The following is an 18,005-nucleotide window of genomic DNA, read 5'->3' as shown; positions in this document are numbered from 1 at the left end:
CCTCCCAGCACCCACCTCTCACCCGAACTTGATTCGCCGGTTACACCGTCACCACCACGAAGGACCACCATGACTGAGAACAACCAGACAGCACCTACCCCGGAATCCCTTGACGGACTTAGCTATGAGGAAGCCCGCGAACAACTTGTGGCGGTGGTGGGACGCCTGGAGGCAGGCGGAGCCAGTTTGGAAGAATCGCTGGCTCTCTGGGAACGCGGCGAGGCATTGGCCAAGCGCTGCGAGGACTGGCTTGAAGGAGCCCGTCAGCGCCTGGCAACCGCCCGCGATGCAAGCAACGACGACGGCACTTCGGCACCCGGCAACCGGACCGTTTAGGACTCCTCCACGAGGGCGCGTTCCTCGGCGACGTCAAAGTCAGCCTTGGGCCAGTCCAGCTGCAGCCCACCGAGGGCATCCAACAGGAGTTGCTGCACTGCGATGCGCGCGTACCACTTCCTGTTGGCCGGCACCACGTGCCAGGGAGCAATCTCCGTGGAGGTCTTCTCGAAGGCAACGCGATAGGCGTCCATGTAGTCGTCCCAGAATGCACGCTCCGCGAGGTCACCGCGGCTGTACTTCCAATGTTTGGTGGGATCGTCGAGCCTGGCAATGAGGCGTTTCTTCTGCTCGTCCTTGCTGATGTTGAGCATGACCTTCACCACGGTGGTTCCCTGCTCGGTAAGGCGAGCCTCGAAGTCATTGATCGCGGCATACCTGCGTTCCAGCTCGGGAGCGTCAGCCCAGCCGTGGACGCGGTGGATCAGGACGTCTTCGTAGTGTGACCTGTCGAAGACCCCCACCATCCCGGCGTCGGGAACCCGCTTTTCGATCCTCCACAGGAAGTCGTGCGCCTTTTCCTCGTCAGTTGGGGCTTTGAAAGCGGACACTTGAACGCCTTGCACATCCATGGCCCCCACCACGTGGCTGACGATGCCGCCCTTGCCCGCAGTGTCCATGGCTTGGAGTATCAGCAGGAGCCGTTTCTGGCTGCCGGCCCTGCCCTCGGCAAAAAGCTTTTCCTGCAGTTCCGCCAACCGCACGTCCTGTGCCTCCAGCAGCGCCTTGCCATCCGCTTTCGCGCCTATGTAGCCGGGCGTGGATTCAGGATCCACTTCTGCCAGCGAAAACCCTGATCCCACCCTGAGGGCTTCGGCCGGACTTGTGGCGAACTCAACTGCTGCAGCCATCGGCATGCCTTTCTGCCCTGCCGCGCCTCCGTGGCGCGGCTATGGACCTCAGGCTAGTTGCCCGGGTACCTCGACAGGAAGTCCGCCATGCGGCCAATCGCTTCTTCAATGTCCTTGACGTTGGGCAAGGTCACCATTCGGAAGTGGTCCGGTCGAACCCAGTTGAAGGCACGTCCGTGGGAAACCAGGATTTTTTGTTCCTTCAGCAAATCGAGGACGAACTTCTCGTCATCCCGAATGTGGAAGACCTCCGGGTCCAACTTTGGGAACAGATAGAGGGCACCCCGAGCCTGCTGGGTGCTGACGCCGGGAATCTCGTTCAGGAGGTCGTACGCCTTATTGCGCTGCTCCAGGAGCCTGCCGCCGGGCAGGATGAGGTCGTTGATGCTTTGGTAGCCCCCCAGCGCAGTTTGGATGGCGTGCTGTGCAGGAACATTGGCGCACAACCGCATGTTGGCCAGCAGGTTGATGCCCTCAAGATAGTCCGCAGCATCCTTCTTGGGACCGGAAATGGCCATCCAGCCGGCGCGATAACCGCACACACGGTAGGCCTTGGACAATCCACTGAACGTCAGGCACAGGACGTCGTCCCCGGTGAGCCCGGCGAGATTCACATGGACGGCGTCTTCGTAGAGAATCTTCTCGTAAATCTCATCTGCGAAGAGAACCAGTCCATGTTTCTCCGCCAAAGCCACGATCTTCTTGAGGGTCTCCTCCGGGTAGACGGCTCCAGTGGGGTTGTTGGGGTTGATCACCACAATGCCCTTGGTCCGCGGCGTGATCTTGGATTCCATATCCTCAAGATCGGGTTGCCATCCGGAATCTTCGTCGCAGAGGTAGTGCACGGGACGGCCCCCGGCAAGGGCCACCGAGGCGGTCCACAGCGGGTAATCCGGAGTGGGAATCAGCACTTCGTCGCCGTCGTCCAGGAGCGCCATGAGGGACATGGTGATGAGCTCACTGACCCCGTTGCCGAGGTAGATATCGTCAACGTGGATGTTCTGGATGCCACGCGTTTGGTAGTACTGCGAGACCGCGGTCCGGGCAGAGAAAATGCCACGGGAGTCGCTGTAGCCCTGGGCATTAGGCAAGTGCCGGATCATGTCCACCAAGATGGCGTCGGGCGCTTCAAAACCAAAAGGTGCCGGGTTTCCGATATTCAGTTTGAGGATCCGATGACCCTCTGCTTCCATTTGCTGGGCGGCCTGAAGAATCGGTCCACGGATGTCGTAAAGGACATTATGAAGCTTGGTGGACTGCTTGAAATTCGCCATCCCTCAAATATGCCATAAGGGTGATGGAGTTTAGCTGAGACTTAACTCACAGAAACGACGACGGCGGTGACGGTCCCGCGCGGGCCCGTCACCGCCGTCGTACGCGGTTTTGTTCAGGTGTTACTTGACGATTCCCTTGTCCTTCAGCCAGGCTGCGGCTGCGTCCTTGGGGGCCTGCTTCTGGTCGCCACTGACTGCGCGGTTCAGGTTGATCAGGTCCTCGGTGGTGAGGATCTTGGAGACGTTGTTGAGTGCTTCCTTGGCCTTGTCCGTCATCTTGGCTTCCTTGACCAACGGCAGGACCTGCTGGGCCTTGAAGTTGTTCTTCGGATCCTCCAGGACCACAAGGTCATTATCTGCGATGGACGGAGTGGTGGTGTAAATGTCCGCCACCTGGACCTTGTCTTCGAGGAGGGCCTGGAGCGTCAGATTGCCGCCACCGTCATTGAAAGGCTGCAAACCCTTGAGCTCACAACCGTAGTTGGCCTTCAGTCCCGGGAAGCCGTAGGCGCGGGTCTCGAAAGTGGCCGGTGCAGCCATGGTGAAGTCCTTGCACACCTTCGCCAGGTCCTCGATGGACTTCAGCTGGTACTTCTCGGCGGTGGCCTTAGTGACCACCATGGCGTCCTTGGACTCGGCCTTGGCCGGCTCCAGGACTGCAAGGCCTTCCGGAAGCTTGCCTGGGAGTGCCTTGTAAACGTCGTCGGCGGAGACCTCGGTAGCTTCCGTGTCCACATAGGACAGGAGGTTGCCGGAGTAGTCCGGGACGAGGTCTATGGAGCCGTCCTGGACCGCCTTGAAGTAGATCTCGCGCGAACCGATGTTCGGCTTGGACGTTGCCGTCAGACCTGCAGCGTTGAGGGCACCAACATAGATCTCTGCGACAACCTGGCTCTCCGGGAAGTCAGCGGAGCCAACCACCAACGAGCCGCCTTCGGCGGAGCCACTGGCTGCGGAGGTGGACGGGGTGGCCAAGGGGCTGCCGCCGCACGCGCTCAAAGCGAGGGCCACGCCCAGTCCAGCGGCGAGGCCGCCGAGACCACGGCGCGTCAGGGTCATGGGGACGGGGTTTTTCATGGTGTACCTCCTTGAACGGCAGCCTCGGCGGGAGCCGCGGCTGTGAGATTGTCGGCTGCCTTCTGGCGGCCGCTTGAGTCGAGGGTGAGTCCTGGCGAAATAACGAGCCGTTGCACTCCGGCGAGGACCAGGTCCACGGCAATGGCCAGCCCCGCTATGAGCAGGGAACCACCGAGCATCCTGGGGAAATCCTGCAGGACCAGGCCATCGAATAGATACCGGCCCAGCCCGCCCAACGGTAGGTAGGCAACCACGGAGACTGTGGCAATGACCTGCAGAACGGCGGTGCGAATACCGCCGAACATCACCTGCAACCCGTTGGGTACTTCCACCCGAAACAGGATCTGAAGTTCGGTCATCCCCATGGCCCGGGCGGCGTCGACCACAGTGGCGTCAACGCTGGAAATGCCGGCATAGGTCCCGGCCAGCAGCGGCGGCACAGTGAGAATGACAAGCGCCCACACAGGAGGCATCAGGCCACTACCGGCCAGCAACGCAAAAAGGACCAGCAACCCGAGCGTGGGGAGAGCACGCAAAGCGCCCGCCACGGCAACCGCAACTACGCGGCCACGGCCGGTGTGCCCAATATAGAGGCCGATGGGTATAGCGATCGCAGCGGCGATAACCAGGACCAACGCGCTGTACTGCAGGTGCTCCAGCAAGCGGGTGGGGATTCCCCCGCTACCGGTCCAGTTTTTGGGGTTGGTCAGCCAGGCGATGGTTTCGGCAAAGATGTTCATGCAGACGCTCCCGGGTCCGGGCGTACTGCCGCGACGGGCTTGGCAGCCCCGGTCTTGGGCTCAGTTACCAGGGCGTTGGTGTCCGGACGCGGCGACTTTCCACCAACTGCCCTGGTCCACGGGGTCAACAGCCGCTCCAAGACCACCAGCACTGCATCCATCAACAGCGCAAGCACCAGGATGGCGATGATGCCCACCACCACTTCGGTAATGAAGGTGCGCTGCAAGCCATCCGTAAAAAGGACCCCCAGGTTGCCCACCCCCAGCAGTGCCGCCACGCTCACCAGGGAGATATTGCTGACCGAAACCACACGGAGACCTGCGAACAGCACTGGCAGGGACAGCGGAAGGTCCACCTGGAAGAAGCGTGCCAAGGGTTTGAAACCCATGGCCACCGCAGCGTTCCGGAGGTCGTCGTCCACGGAGTCGAAGGCATCCATCGCAGCACGCACCAGCAGGGCCACCGCATAGATTGTGAGCGCCACCACCACATTCAGGGGATCCAGGATCCGCGTGCCCAGGATAGTGGGAAGAATAATGAACAGGGCCAGTGATGGAATGGTGTAGAGCAGCGACGTCGCTGTTGCCACTACTGACCTGAGCGTGCTGTTACGTCTGGCCAACTGGGCCAGGGGAACCGAAATCAGCAGGCCAAGGATCATGGGGATGACGGCCAGGACAATGTGCTGACCGGCCAGCCCCAGGACCATGCCACTGTTGGCAAGGAACCACTCCATCAGGTGGCATCCTCCCTGTGGTGGCGGACTTCTTCGATCAGTGCCAGGACTTCCGGGCCCTTCAGGACTCCGGCCACCCGGCCGTCGTCGTCTACCGCAACGCCAAGGCCGGACGGCGACGACAACGCCGCGTCCAGCGCCCGCCGCAAAGTGTCTCCCTTGCGAAAGAGTGACCCTCCGGGGATCAGTCCGGCGCCGTCGCGCGGCGAGGACCAGCCCAGTGGCCTCGAAGCGTCATCGACCACCAATGCCCACTCCCCCGATTGGCGTCCCGCGTGGTGGCCGTCGGAGGGACTCACCATGGTCACCGGGTGCAAGGTCACGGCATCTGCGGCGTTGAAGGCCAAGTGCCGGAAACCGCGGTCACGTCCCACGAAGGAGGCAACGAAGTCGTTGGCGGGTGCGCGCAGAATCTCTTCCGGCGCCGAGTACTGTGCGAGCTTTCCCCCGACGGCGAAAACAGCCACTTTGTCACCAAGAACGGTTGCCTCGTCGATGTCGTGGGTGACGAACACGATGGTCTTGGCCAGCTCCCGCTGAAGTCGAAGAAGTTCCTGCTGAAGTTCGTCACGGACCACAGGATCCACGGCACTGAAGGGCTCGTCCATCAGCAGTACCGGCGGATCAGCAGCGAGCGCCCGGGCAACCCCCACACGCTGCTGCTGACCACCCGAAAGTTGCGACGGATACCGTTTGCCCAGAACGGAAGCCAACCCGACGACGTCGAGCAGTTCCGCAGCGCGTTTCCTGGCCGCCGCTTTGGGAACGCCGTTGAGCCGCGGAACCGTAGCGATGTTGTCCAGTACGGAACGGTGCGGCAGCAGGCCTGATGACTGCATCACGTAACCCATGGAACGACGAAGCTGGGCTGCGGGAACCCGCGAGACATCTTCCCCGGCAACGGTGATGGTTCCGCTGGTGGGCTCCACCATCCGGTTGATCATGCGCAGGGAGGTTGTCTTGCCGCAGCCCGAGGGGCCGACGAACACAGTAATAGCGCCCTTGTCGATGGACATGGTGAGGGCATCCACCGCCGGTTGCCCGCCTTGGTATTGCTTGGTGACGCTCTTGAACTCAATCATGGCTTCGGCCATACCCGGGCTTACCTATCTGTGGAGGAGAACATCGGTAGAGCCTGATGATCATATGCACTCTTATTACTTGGCTGCAAAGCAATCTTCACCCAGCGTAGCCAGCACCACCGACGATGTCAGCGCCGCCACGAGTTCCGTAATGAATCGGCAATGTTCAGCGTTTCCGTCGTTTGCCGCCTTTTCCGGCCCGCTCCTCAGCTTGATCGTGCCTGTACCGCTCAGCGGCGCGCTGGCCCCGGTCAGCCGACATCACCTTCTGGTGCCATTCACGCTGGTAGGCGCGGCGTGCGGCCGCATCGTGTTTTCTGGCCAAGGCTGCCAATTCGCGTTGCAGCTTGAGGTAACTGGCCCAACGCCGGTGATCAAGGGTTTCCTCCGCGAGCGCCTCCTGAACCGCACATCCCGGCTCTGCTTGATGCGCGCAGTCCGTAAAGCGGCATTTGGAGAAAAGTTCCTCCAGATCGCCGAACATTTCCTCCATGCCCTCATCGGCGTCGAAGAGCCCGAAGCCACGGACTCCCGGGGTATCCATGAGTACGGCGCCACCGGCTAGAGGCACCAGCTCCCGCGAGGTGGTGGTGTGCTTGCCTTTGCCGTCACCGGCTCGGACGGAACCTGTCTGTTGGATGTCACGCCCGGCGAGGGCGTTAATGAGTGTTGACTTACCGGCGCCGGAAGGACCCAGTAATACCAACGTGGCACCTTGGGGTATGTGCTGCATCAGTTCCTCCAGGCCGTCGCCCTGCTCCGCGGAGGTAGTGACAACGTCCACGCCGGCGGCCTGCAGGATAACCTCCCCTACAACGTCGTCCGCAAGGTGGGCGAGGTCTGCTTTGGTGATGACCACCAGCGGCGTGGCACCGGAATCCCATGCCGCCACCAGCGTCCGCTCGAGCCGGTTATGGGTCAGCGGACGATCCACGGGGACCACAACGGCAACAATGTCAATGTTGCTGCCCAGGATTTGTTCCTCCGAGGAGGCCTCAAAGGCACGCTTACGGCTTAGAGCGGAATGGCGGGGCAGGACCTCGACGACGGCCGCCTCACCGGCGTTGTTGTGGCCGAGCCAGACCCAGTCCCCTGTGGCCGGCACAAGGCCGTGGTGTGGATACGGCAGATGCAGGAGGCCTTCTGCCGAGGCTACAAGGACCCGGTTCCGATCCAAGCGGACTACGCGGCCGGGGACGGCCGTTTCCTGGCCGTCAGGAGCGGCATGGGCACGGAACAGGTCCGCGGTTTTGTCTGTGAAGCCGTACTCCACAGGCCCCTGCATTTGTTCTGACGTGGTGCTGAAAAATGGTTCGCTTGAAGAAGCGTAAGTGTTCAATGAAATGCCTCTGATGAGGCCCGGCCGCCTAGTTTTGGCAGGCTGACGCCGGGACAGGAATGGTGGGCTGATGACGGCGCGCCGCACCTGAGTGCGGGGCGCGCAAGGTCTCGGCAATCATCAAATCCACCTCCTTGGCATCCGCGCCGGCAACTGGTGAGCCGGCAACGATGTATAGCGTAGCCAAGGCGAAGTGCTCTTGGCTAGGCTTTAGCTCAGTTTTCCGTTGGCAGGACGCTCCCGGTGTAGGCGGAGTGCTGTATCCACCAAGGAGACGCGGTTGAGTTTCTGTACGTCCTCCAGCGGGATCCATGCTGCGTGGGTGGTGCTGCCATCCACTTCGTGTGTCAGTTCGCCGCCCACGACTGTGGCCTCGTAGACCAGCCTGAGGGCTTGAAAATCCTTCACCGAACCGTCGGGGCGGATCTCGCCCGGCCAGTGTCCGACATCGATACCCAGCATTCGTTCAATCCTGGCTTCGTATCCGGTTTCCTCAAAGACCTCACGCCTGCAACCATCCACAGGATGTTCTGCCAGATCCAAGCCGCCGCCCGGCAATGTCCAACCTTCTTTGCCGTCCTGCTTCCAATACGCCAGCAGGATCTTCCCTTCATGGATCATCACGGCGTAAGCGGCTGGGCGGGTATCGAACTGCAGGGTCATGGTGTCAGCATAAATCCTTGCGTCGAACGCTAGGGAAATTCGGCGGCCTCGATGGGGCTTGCTTCTTCGGAACCAAGGTCCGGCGCCTCACGAAGTTCGACGACGGTCCCCGGCTTCACGAGTTCAAGCACCTTGATGCTGTTGCGGCCTTCTTTTAGCAACGGAGCGGGTGCGTAGAGGGTCACCTGTGGGCCCTTCTCCCAGTACCTGCCCAGCAGGAACCCGTTGAGCCAAACGAAGCCCTTCCCGGAATCCGGCAATGCGATATAGGTGTCGGCCGGCTCGTCCACCTCGAAGTCGGCTCCTGCCAAGCTTTCAAGGTCTTCAAGCTTCCAGTCGGCGAGCGCCACGGGGGTCTGTGTCCAGTGGAAGGTGTAGCGCTGGTTGACCAGAACGCCGCCCAGAATTCCTTTGCCGTGACCCGTCAGGGGGCCGTAATTGATGCGGCCCAGGTTCTCTACGAGGATCTCCAGCTTGGCGGCGACGCCTGTGCCCGTAACGGCGAGACCCTCCGCTCCTGTGACGTCATCAAGGACCCCGGCGAAGGTGCCGTCCACCCACACGTAGGCACGGTCGTTAAGCCCTGTGATCTTCAACCGGCTCTCTGTGGGAGCATCGGCGCGCCCGGGAAGGATGGCTTCGGAGGCGTAGAGGACCATGCCGGTGTCGAGTCCCAGCTGCTCGAAGCCCAGTGGCTTGACACTGGTTATCGGCGTTCCGGCGGAGCGCGCCAACTCCAACAGGTCCAGGCCATCGCTCAGAGGCAAGGACTGGGCGGGCAGTACGGGAGCGTCAGCCAGCAATTCAGCGGGCAGCTCGGGCAGCTCTTCGATTCCCTGGGCGCGGAAGAACTCTTTGCGGAAGGCATGGAACTTGGCCGTCAGTGCGCCGTTCTCTGCGATGGGCGCGTCCGAGTCGTAGCTGGTGACCGTCGGCTGCAGCATGGTGCCATCGTGGTTACTTCCGGAGCTGAGGCCGAAGTTGGTCCCGCCATGGGCCATGTAGACGCAGATCGATCCGCCAAGGTCCAGCATCTTGCGCGCTTCAACAGCAGCTTCATCGGCATCCCGGCGGTGATGGTGTTCACCCCAGTGATCGAACCAGCCTCCCCAGAACTCCACGTTGAAGAAGGGTTCGCCGGGCCGGCGTCGCTGCCATGTGGCCATCGCTACGTCGCCCCGGCTTCCCAGCGTCGCCGTCGCCCAGGTGCCTTCCACCGCGCCGCCGTCGAGGAAGTAGTCCGTGCCGCCGTCGGCGGTGAAAAGGAGCTCAGTGATGCCGCGGTCCTCCAGTGCGCGCCGGTTCCAGCGAATGTACTCGTGGTCATCGCCGTAGCTGCCGTACTCATTCTCGATTTGTACCGCCACCACCGGGCCACCCGCGGACGCCTGCCGTGAGGCGACGATGGGAAGCAAGTGATCGAACCATTCCTCGATGGCAGCGGTAAACACCGGGTCCATGCAGCGCAGGCCGATGCCGGGGATGCCGGTCAGCCAGGCGGGGAAGCCGCCGTTGTCCCATTCGGCGCAGATATAGGGGCCGGGGCGGACGATGACATCCAGCCCTTCCTCGGCGGCGAGGTCGATGAACCGGCCCAGGTCTCGCCAGTCGCTAAAGTCGGGCGCCTCATCGCGCTTAGGCTGGTGGAAGTTCCAAGCAACGTACGTGTCCACCGTGTTGGCGCCCATCGCTTTGAGCCGACGCAACCGGTCCTGCCACAGGGCCGGGTGAACACGGAAGTAGTGGATGGCTCCGGCGAGGATGCGATACGGTTCACCCGAACGGTAAAGGACAGCGTCACGGTAGCTCAGGAGGGCGTTGTTCACGTGCAACAGATTAGCTCAATTTCCAACATTTATGCACAGGCGATGATCACATGACCAATCTTGATACTTCCCCCGCCCAAGAAGTCTGCCCCGCGGCTCCGGAAGGTCAAGGTCCCTGCGTTCAACTGTGGCCCGAGCGCGAGGTTCCTTTGGGTGGAGTGCGCGCCATGAACGTGATGCGGACACTGCCCCAGCGGGGACTGCCCACCGTAGGTGCGTGGTGCTTCCTGGACAGCTTCGGTCCGGATCGGGTGGCCATGAGCGTACTCCCCCACCCGCACTGCGGGCTTCAAACCGTCACCTGGCCCATGGAAGGCTCGGTCCGGCACCGCGACAGCGTGGGTAGCGATGTTGTAGTCCAGCCCGGTGAGCTGAACATCATGACAGCAGGCCATGGCATCTCCCACTCCGAGTTCTCTGTCCTTACAGCCGGGCCCCAGGGCGGCTCCGCTGCGTTGGTGGAAGAAATTCCCATGTCCCGCGGACTCCAACTGTGGGTGGCGCTACCGGACGAGCACCGGCACCGGGCGCCGTCCTTTGAACAAGTGAAGAATCTGCCGGTGGCAGTAGGCGATGGGTTCAGGGCCACCGTTATGGTGGGAGAGTTTGCCGGTCACCGTTCCCCCGCCACCATGTTCAGCCCCATAGTTGGAGCGGACATCACCGGAACAGGCTCCCTTGAACTGCCGTTACGGCCGGACTTCGAGCACGCAGTGTTGGTCCTTGACGGCCACCTCTTGATCGATGGTGAGGACATTGAAGCGGGCCCCCTGGCCTACCTGGGAGCCGGAAGGTCCAGCCTTTTTGTGGAAGCGCAGCCGGACACCCGCTTCATGCTCCTCGGCGGCGAACCGTTCGGTGAAGACCTGCTCATGTGGTGGAACTTTGTAGGCAGGACGCACGAAGAAGTGGAGAAGGCCCGTGAGGAATGGGAAGCCGAAGGGCTGCTCGACGACGATGCTGCCGCCAGCTCACGCTTCGGTTTCGTTCCCGGCCATGGCCCTGACGCAGGTCCGGAAGCCGGCCGCATTCCGGCCCCGCCCCTGCCGGGTGTAAAGCTGCGTCCACGAACCCGCGGCTGAGATTTTGTACAGCTAATGCCCTAAAGAGGCCCCTTTGAGGTCATTAGGTGTACAAAAACTTCGCTAGGGTCGCTGCTCCGCTACAAGCCGCGGGACACCAAACACGGGGTCCTGCTGGAGGATGCGCACATCAGTGATACCGCCCTCGGCCAGCTTGGCCTTGAATGCTTCCTGAAGCCGGGGGACGTTCATGCCGAGTCCGCTGCCGAGGATCACCGGACCGTCGAGGCCGAGTTGACGGACGGCTTGTTCGGCAAGGTCAGCCAGGTCACCACCCGCCTGATCCACCAATGCCCGGCAGGTTTCATCACCGGCATCGGCGGTTTCCACCACCAACCGGGCCTGCTGGGCCCAATAGCGACGGCCCGTGTCCGGGGAGTGGAACAATGCGATCAGCTTGCCCGGCTCGTCCACACCGACGGATTCCAACAATGCCCGGCTGAGCCGATCAGGCTCCAGGCCCTGGTTCATCCGGCGCAGGCTGTGCCGGACAGCTTCCCGTCCAAGCCAGTAACCGCTACCTTCATCCCCAAGGAGGTAGCCCCAGCCGCCAGCCCGGGCTTCCTCACCGGCGTCGTTCCGTCCCCACGCGGCCGAGCCGGTGCCGGCGATGACCGCAACGCCCGTGCTCGCTCCCCCTGCTGCCAGCAACAGGCGCGAATCGTGCACCACAGTGATGCGCGCGCCCGGCGCATGCGGTGCAATCAGATCAGCCAGCGCCTGGGCGTCTTGGTCGGTATCGATACCGCCGGCACCGGCGTACACCTGATCGACATGGCCGCCACCGATCTTCCCGAACAGCTCAGCCAGGTTGGCTGCGGCTTGCTCCCGGCTGACGTTCTGGACGTTGGAACTGCCTGCATTCTCATCACGGACCGGCGTACCGTTTTCGAACCGAACGCCGCGGGTCTTTGTGCCGCCAATGTCGAGCCCTATGACGGTGCCGCTCACGGCTTCCGGGCGGGCGTGGGAATGCTGGCCAGAGTCAGGATTGTTCACCGTGAAAGACTAGCTTGGAGCGTCCGGAGGAGAAACCGCACATGTCCGAATCGTTGTTTGGAACACCGTTTATTGCAGCTCCCATGGCTGGGGGAACGTCCACACCGGCGTTGGTGAAGGCAGTTCATGAGGGTGGTGGGCTGGGTTTCATCGCAGCCGGATACAAGACCCCCGAAGCCATGACGGCCGAAATCGCTGCCACGCGGGCCCTCAACGTTCCGTTTGGCATGAATGTGTTCGTACCGGATGCAAGTCAGCTCCCTCCAACTCCTCAAGCCCAGGCAAGCCTGGAGGCGTACCGTGCCGCATTGGAAACCGAGGCAGCCCGCTACGGTGTATTGATTCCGCCCCTTCGGCTCAATGACGACGACTCATGGCAGGACAAGATCGACGCCCTGCTGGCCGACCCGGTGGAGTTTGTAAGCTTCGCGTTTGGCCTCCCGGGAAAGCCGGTGGTCCGGGCCCTGCAAAAAGCCGGCAGCCGGGTCATCTCCAGTGTCACCAGTGTGGAGGAAGCTCTAGCTGCGGCAGAGGAAGGCCCTGATGCCATCGCCGTGCAACATAGCTCCGCGGGGGGACACGCGGCAGCCTTTCTGCCTGGCGGCCGGGAACCATTAGCCCGTACGACGGCGGAACTGGTCGCCCAGGTGCATGCCGCCGTCGGGCTTCCGCTCATTGCGGCAGGCGCCATCATGGACAGTTCCGCGCTGCGTGAAGTGCTGGCAGAGGGTGCGGAGGCCGCGCAGGTGGGTACCGCTTTGGTGCGCACCGAGGAGAGCGGTGCACGGAAGCCGCATAAGGACGCGCTGGGCGATCCGGCATTTACGGAGACGGCAATGACGCGGGCTTTCACGGGACGATGGGCCCGTTCCCTGGTTAACGACTTCGTCCGGGACCACCGGGACGCGCCGGAAGGCTATCCCGCGATCCACCATCTCACCAGCCCTGTCCGGAGTGCAGCATCTGCTGCCGAAGATCCTCATCGCCTCAACCTATGGGCCGGGACCGGCTGGCAGCAGGCCAGAGGAGGATCCGCGACGGACGTGGTCAGGGAGTTCCTGAACGGGCTCTGACGAGTTCGGCGAGCAACTCCCCGCCCTCATTGACCACGAGTTCGCGGAACAGCTTGACGGCGTCCGGCTCAAAGCTTCGCTCCCGCCAGGCAAGACCAATCTGCCGGAAGGCCAGGTCCGATTCGATGGCTACTTCCACGAGCCCGAGTTCGGCCTTCGGAAGGAACTGCCCTGTCCCGGCCCCGGGGCCTGCCGGGGGCAGGATGCTGAACCCCAGCCCGGCGGAGACCAGGCCACGGGCCGAGGTGGACTCCTGGACTTCAAAGGCAATCCGCGGACGAAAGCCGGCTTCCCGCAGCAGCGCCTCCCCAAGCGCCCGCAGGCCCACTCCCTCGGGCAGGGTGATGTAGGGATCGTGCCGGAGCTCGGAGAGGTGCACGCTGCTCCGCTCCGCCAAGGGATGCCTGTAGTGCAGCACGGCTCTCAAGGGTTCCCGGTAAAGCGGCATGGCGTGAATGCCCCGCCCCTCCGGGACGATGGGTGCTGTCAAAGCGAAGTCCATGTCCCCGTTGGCCAGTTGCGTCAGGCAATCGTCGCGAGGACCCTGCCAGAGTTCGAAAACAGTGTGTGGGTGGCGGCCGCGGAAGGCGCTGATGAGCAGGGGAAGTGTCGCTTCACCGAAGGTGTGTTGGAAAGAGACCCCGATGCGCCCCCGGACCACGTCCGATTCGTGCCGTACCCTGTCCAACCCGGCCTGGAAATCCTGCAGTGCTGCCTCGATGTAGGGCAACAGGGTCCTGGCTGCAGGGGTCAGCCGGATGCCCCGGCCGTCCCGGATCAGCAGGTCCATACCCACTATGGCGCTTGCCCTGGCCACAGCCCGGCTCACAGTTGACTGTGGAACGCCGAGGATCTCCGCGGTTTCAGTCATGTGTTCCGTGCGGCCAAGTTCGGCAAGGACGGGCAACAGGGGCAGAAGCTGGACGAGTTGCTGATGATTCGGCTCCACAGCATTCCTTTGCCATTCACGATTGATGCGTCAATGCATTGATCCTAGTAGACCTATGCATTGGAACGGGGAGTGTGCTCCCTCCTAATCTGGCCCAGTGAGCAAAACAACCTCCGTGACCAGCACCGTAGCCTGGGACGGGCATGCGAAGGGATCCCGTGGTTACAGCCGCGTATTGGCCGCGTTGGCCCTCGCCGGCGTTGCGACCTTCGCCCAGTTGTATTCCACCCAGGCCGTGCTTCCCCTCATGGCGGCTGAGCTGCAGATCACGGCCTCCGAAGCCGCCTTGAGCATTTCCCTCGCCACCGTAGGCCTGGCCGCCACCGTGCTTCCGTGGTCATTCCTGGCCGACAGGATTGGGCGGGTCCGCGCCATGACCTTGGGAATCGCCACCGCCACGCTGTTGGGTCTGGTGGTGCCACTGGCCCCCACAGTGCCTGTGTTGCTGGGACTGCGCACCTTGGAAGGCATGGCCTTGGGCGGCATCCCCGCAATCGCCATCGCGTATCTCAACGAGGAAGTCACCAAGGTCCACACGGCGCTGGCAGCCGGCACCTACGTTGCCGGAACTACACTCGGCGGATTGGCCGGACGCTTGGTGGCCGGGCCCGTTGGAGAACTCTGGGGATGGCGTGCCGCAGCCCTGGCGGTATCCCTGTTGGCCACGGTCTCAGCTGTCCTGTTCCTGGTGCTTGTTCCGAAGCAACGCAGGTTCAGCCCCACCCCTGCTTTGGGATTTCGCGGAGCTCTCCGGACCCTGGGTGGGCACTCAAGCAATCCCAAGCTGCTGTCCCTCTACTTGCAGGCGTTCCTGCTCATGGGTGGCTTCGTGGCCGTCTATAACTACCTCGGATTCCGTTTGCATGCAGAACCGTTTGGGCTTCCCGCCACCGTTGTCAGCCTCATCTTCCTGGCGTATTTGTCCGGGACGGTCAGTTCACGCTGGGCTGCGGGTCTGACCACCAGGTTTGGCCGGCGGAACGTTCTGGTGGCCGGTATCGCCATCATGTCGGCAGGTTTGTCCATGACGTTGGTGGAGAACCTGGTAGCCACCTTGGCCGGGCTGGTGATCTTCACCGGTGGCTTCTTCGCCGCCCATAGCGTCGGCTCAGGGTGGACCGGGGCCATCGCCACAACAGGCAGGGCGCAAGCAGCGTCCTTATACAACCTGTCCTATTACCTGGGTTCCAGCGTCATTGGCTGGGCGGGCGGTCTTGCCTTTCAGGCTTTTGGCTGGCCGGCTTTGGCGTTGAGCGTGATCGCACTGTCTTGCACGACGGCGGCCGTCACTTTGATTGTTCACCGCCCACCGCGCCACTCCCGCTGATTCAAGGCGGTCTGCCCCTACAATCGGAGGCATGACACAGGTCACGAAAAACCGGGAGCTGTCGTCACCGGAGCGTTTGCAGGCGTTTACGGATGCCGTGGTGGCGATTGCATTGACGTTGTTGATCTTGCCGCTCATGGAGAGCGTGGGTGAACTGGCGGACCATGACGGCACTACGGCTGAGTGGTTGGCGGAGGAACAATACGCCCTTCTCGGTTTTGCCCTGAGTTTCATCCTCATCGCCGTTTTTTGGGTTCACCACCACAAGATCTTCCACAGCGTCAAGCGTGTAGACGCGGGCTTGCTGTGGTTGACGGTTGGATGGATGTTCACCATTGTGGTGATGCCCGTAGCGACGTCACTATCCACCCAGATGGAGTCTGATTGGGCACAGCCACTGGTCTATATAGGAACCTTATTCGCCACCAGCCTGATGCTTCTTATGGCCCGCATCTACCTCCGGTCCCACCCTGACCTCCACCAGATGTCTGACGACGACGCTGTTATGGGCATTCGAGCCAGTTTCATCGTTTCCGGGCTCTTCCTGGCGGCCCTGGTCCTGTCCGTCGTTATCCCCGGCGCGGGAAATTGGCCCCTGCTGTTGATGCTCCTGAGCGAGCCGCTCCAACGCTTGGACCGGCGACGTGGCGCCCGCTCGTCCCTGAAACGATAGTCACCTGAAGAATTGACGGCCTAAGATGAATGAAAGGCAATTTCAGGAGGATCCGTGAGCAACCCCACGAAGAATGTTCGGTCAAGCCCGGGCAGCGCAGAGCCGCTGGACGCGATCGACGAACGGATTCTCGCAGCGTTGGTGGACGACGCCCGCATCTCCAATAAGCAATTGGCTGAACTTGTGGGGATCGCCCCCTCCACGGCCCTGATGCGCACCAGGGCACTCTCCGAACGCGGAATCATTGAAGGCTTCGAAGCAGTCTTGAGCCTGCCGGCCATCGGCCGCTCTGTTCAGGCCCTCATCGCTGTACGCCTGCGCGCCCATGACCGTGACCAGATTGACCGCTTCACGGCGCGGGTCCCCAAGCTCCCGGCGGTCATTTCCACGTTCCACACCACCGGCTCAGTGGACTATCTCCTCCACATAGCCGTCGCCAACACAGATGACCTCCGCAACTGGCTCCTGGACAACCTCGCCACTGATCCCGTGGTCGGCCACACCGAAACCACCATGGTCTTCCAGCACATTCCCGGCAACCGCGGACCGCTACCCGAATAAACCTCAGGAACCCGAAGAACCTCGAGGAGACAGGGCGCTACGGCGAGACACTGAACTCCGCAGGGACACTGCCGCGAGGATCATGGCTGCCACACCGCACAGAGCAGTGAAAACTACGACGGCGGTCTGCAGGCCGAGTGCGGTGACTGCCAGTCCCAGCCCAATCACCGGAACAGCACTGCCCAGGTAGGTGATGACGTAGACGGTGCTGATCACCTGGGCGTGACGCGCTGCTTCGACCTTTCCGGCCACCTCGTTGAAAACCTGCCGGAAGGCAATCCCTTGGCCTACCCCGGCAGTTATGCTGGCAGCCACCAGCAGCCAAGGGCTGGACCACGCCGCCGCGGCTCCCACCAGAACCACCGAGACCCCCAGCACGCCAAGGGACACAGGAACAACCAAGCTTCCACGGGCACCCAGCAGCTGGCTCAGGGCCGAGGCACCCAAAGTGACACCGGCAAGCAGCCCGATCAGGGGCCTTGAATCGGCGTGGACCACGCTGGCGAAGTATCCGGGTGCCAACGAAAGGCAGAACCCGAATACCGCGAAGCTGAGGAACCCCGTTGCCGCAGCCATCCAGAACGCTCCGCGGGCATCCCGGGAGATGGACGGCTTCCGGGGAGCCAGGACCTTGAGGGGTTTGGGGCCTTCCGCCGGAGCGATCGCAGGCCTGGCCTTCAGGAGCCACAGGGGAATGAGGGCAGCAATCAACACCGCCGAATGGACGTAGTACGGGGTGCGGGTGGGGTCCGGCAAGAGCGACAAGAGGCCACCGATGGCGGGGCCTGCCGCTACACCTCCGGCTGAGGACAGCAGTGTAAAACGGGAGGCCCAGTCAGGTCGCTGGGGAAGCAGTTCGCGCAGCGCCGCGGAGCTGGCTCCCGTAGCAAGTCCCACGGCCACGCCCTGCAGCGCCCTGCCAAGGCACAACCAGACCAGCGAGTCCGCATTGGCGAAGATGATCCCGCCTGCCAAACCGACAAGGACAGCCAGGACCAGCGCCGCCCTCCGCCCTATGTGGTCTGACCAGTGGCCGGCCACCATGAGGACAGCTACCAGGGCAAGGACGTAGCTCGAGAAAGCGACAGTGACGCCCAGCGATGACATTCCGAGCCTGGCTTGGAGCAAGGGATACAAGGGCGTAGCGAGGTTGGCGCCAACCAGCAGCGTAAAGATCACAACCCCTGCCAGGACCAGCCTGGCGGTAGTGGAGGCATCCCATCCCCAGCGCGCGGCTGTGGCCGGGCGCATGCGGAGTTCGCTCAAGACAGTCATTTCATTGCCTTCGGGCTCGGTGGCCGGGCTGTTGATCTCCTTGTGGGAAGCGCAGTCCGGCCAAGTATTGATGGCAACAGAATGCAATGGCACTGACCTCGAAGAGCTATGGAGATGCAAGAATTGAGCAAAATACTCAAA

At 62.5% G+C, this 18,005-nt stretch carries 18 protein-coding genes; 6 read left to right on the top strand and 12 right to left on the bottom strand.

The genetic code is table 11. From position 1 onward, the window contains the following. The first annotated feature begins 69 nt into the window (after positions 1–69). Positions 70–336 carry an exodeoxyribonuclease VII small subunit gene (locus EU811_RS10985; RefSeq protein WP_142938459.1) on the top strand — a complete coding sequence of 89 codons (267 nt, stop codon included), beginning with the start codon at positions 70–72 and terminating at the stop codon, positions 334–336. Here the strand turns inward: EU811_RS10985 and EU811_RS10980 are convergent. The 9 genes from EU811_RS10980 to EU811_RS10940 all read right to left on the bottom strand — a co-directional run bounded on the left by EU811_RS10980 (position 333) and on the right by EU811_RS10940 (position 9,925). Continuing rightward, positions 333–1,187 carry a polyphosphate kinase 2 family protein gene (locus EU811_RS10980; RefSeq protein ID WP_142938458.1) on the bottom strand — a complete coding sequence of 285 codons (855 nt, stop codon included), beginning with the start codon at positions 1,185–1,187 and terminating at the stop codon, positions 333–335. The two genes, EU811_RS10985 and EU811_RS10980, sit on opposite strands and share 4 nt — an antisense overlap. Before the next feature lie 53 nt (positions 1,188–1,240). Continuing rightward, on the bottom strand, positions 1,241–2,461 hold the full coding sequence (locus EU811_RS10975; RefSeq protein ID WP_142938457.1) for a pyridoxal phosphate-dependent aminotransferase: 1,221 nt from the start codon (positions 2,459–2,461) through the stop codon (positions 1,241–1,243). Positions 2,462–2,581: 120 nt separating this feature from the next. Next, the gene (locus EU811_RS10970) at positions 2,582–3,538 is read right to left on the bottom strand and encodes an ABC transporter substrate-binding protein (protein WP_142938456.1); all 957 of its coding nucleotides are present in this window, start codon (positions 3,536–3,538) and stop codon (positions 2,582–2,584) included. Then, on the bottom strand, positions 3,535–4,278 hold the full coding sequence (locus EU811_RS10965; RefSeq protein WP_142938455.1) for an ABC transporter permease: 744 nt from the start codon (positions 4,276–4,278) through the stop codon (positions 3,535–3,537). The genes EU811_RS10970 and EU811_RS10965 overlap by 4 nt, the downstream gene beginning before the upstream one ends. Beyond that, positions 4,275–5,015: an ABC transporter permease gene (locus EU811_RS10960; RefSeq protein WP_142938454.1), complete on the bottom strand. Its 741-nt coding sequence runs from the start codon at positions 5,013–5,015 to the stop codon at positions 4,275–4,277. Before EU811_RS10960 ends, EU811_RS10965 begins: the two co-directional genes overlap by 4 nt. Beyond that, entirely contained in the window at positions 5,015–6,109 is a 1,095-nt protein-coding gene (locus EU811_RS10955) for an ABC transporter ATP-binding protein (protein WP_142938453.1), read from the bottom strand. The genes EU811_RS10960 and EU811_RS10955 overlap by 1 nt, the downstream gene beginning before the upstream one ends. 154 nt (positions 6,110–6,263) lie before the next feature. Further along, positions 6,264–7,382, bottom strand: a complete 1,119-nt coding sequence (rsgA, locus tag EU811_RS10950; protein WP_446698050.1) for a ribosome small subunit-dependent GTPase A — start codon at positions 7,380–7,382, stop codon at positions 6,264–6,266. Between the two features lie 264 nt (positions 7,383–7,646). Beyond that, a complete protein-coding gene (locus tag EU811_RS10945; protein ID WP_142938451.1) occupies positions 7,647–8,099 on the bottom strand; it encodes an NUDIX hydrolase in 453 nt (150 codons plus the stop codon). Positions 8,100–8,128: 29 nt separating this feature from the next. After that, positions 8,129–9,925, bottom strand: a complete 1,797-nt coding sequence (locus EU811_RS10940; protein WP_142938450.1) for a glycoside hydrolase family 35 protein — start codon at positions 9,923–9,925, stop codon at positions 8,129–8,131. 50 nt (positions 9,926–9,975) lie between these two features. Between EU811_RS10940 and EU811_RS10935 the strand changes: the two genes are divergently transcribed. Beyond that, positions 9,976–11,007 carry a pirin family protein gene (locus EU811_RS10935; RefSeq protein WP_142938449.1) on the top strand — a complete coding sequence of 344 codons (1,032 nt, stop codon included), beginning with the start codon at positions 9,976–9,978 and terminating at the stop codon, positions 11,005–11,007. Positions 11,008–11,070: 63 nt separating this feature from the next. Here EU811_RS10935 and EU811_RS10930 read toward each other — a convergent pair whose 3' ends face one another. After that, positions 11,071–12,006 (bottom strand): N-acetylglucosamine kinase, encoded by a 936-nt coding sequence (locus EU811_RS10930; protein ID WP_142938448.1) that lies wholly within the window; start codon positions 12,004–12,006, stop codon positions 11,071–11,073. Between the two features lie 41 nt (positions 12,007–12,047). Here EU811_RS10930 and EU811_RS10925 point away from each other — a divergent pair, with 41 nt between their 5' ends. After that, on the top strand, positions 12,048–13,079 hold the full coding sequence (locus EU811_RS10925; RefSeq protein ID WP_187697131.1) for an NAD(P)H-dependent flavin oxidoreductase: 1,032 nt from the start codon (positions 12,048–12,050) through the stop codon (positions 13,077–13,079). Here the strand turns inward: EU811_RS10925 and EU811_RS10920 are convergent. Beyond that, positions 13,054–14,028 (bottom strand): LysR family transcriptional regulator, encoded by a 975-nt coding sequence (locus EU811_RS10920; RefSeq protein WP_142938446.1) that lies wholly within the window; start codon positions 14,026–14,028, stop codon positions 13,054–13,056. The genes EU811_RS10925 and EU811_RS10920 overlap by 26 nt on opposite strands. A 97-nt stretch (positions 14,029–14,125) precedes the next feature. On the opposite strand from EU811_RS10920, the gene EU811_RS10915 reads away from it, so the two are divergent. The 3 genes from EU811_RS10915 to EU811_RS10905 are packed head-to-tail and all read left to right on the top strand — an operon-like array spanning position 14,126 to position 16,589. Beyond that, positions 14,126–15,355 carry an MFS transporter gene (locus EU811_RS10915; protein WP_142938445.1) on the top strand — a complete coding sequence of 410 codons (1,230 nt, stop codon included), beginning with the start codon at positions 14,126–14,128 and terminating at the stop codon, positions 15,353–15,355. A 31-nt stretch (positions 15,356–15,386) separates the two neighbouring features. Then, entirely contained in the window at positions 15,387–16,028 is a 642-nt protein-coding gene (locus EU811_RS10910) for a TMEM175 family protein (RefSeq protein ID WP_142938444.1), read from the top strand. A 54-nt stretch (positions 16,029–16,082) separates the two neighbouring features. Beyond that, positions 16,083–16,589: an Lrp/AsnC family transcriptional regulator gene (locus tag EU811_RS10905; protein ID WP_026539896.1), complete on the top strand. Its 507-nt coding sequence runs from the start codon at positions 16,083–16,085 to the stop codon at positions 16,587–16,589. 3 nt (positions 16,590–16,592) lie between these two features. Here the strand turns inward: EU811_RS10905 and EU811_RS10900 are convergent, their stop codons facing one another. Next, the gene (locus EU811_RS10900; RefSeq protein WP_142938443.1) at positions 16,593–17,864 is read right to left on the bottom strand and encodes an MFS transporter; all 1,272 of its coding nucleotides are present in this window, start codon (positions 17,862–17,864) and stop codon (positions 16,593–16,595) included. Between the last annotated feature and the right edge of the window lie 141 nt (positions 17,865–18,005).

This window comes from Arthrobacter sp. TS-15 (assembly GCF_006964045.1).
GTDB lineage: Bacteria > Actinomycetota > Actinomycetes > Actinomycetales > Micrococcaceae > Arthrobacter.
This window is presented reverse-complemented; position numbering and strand designations above follow the sequence as displayed.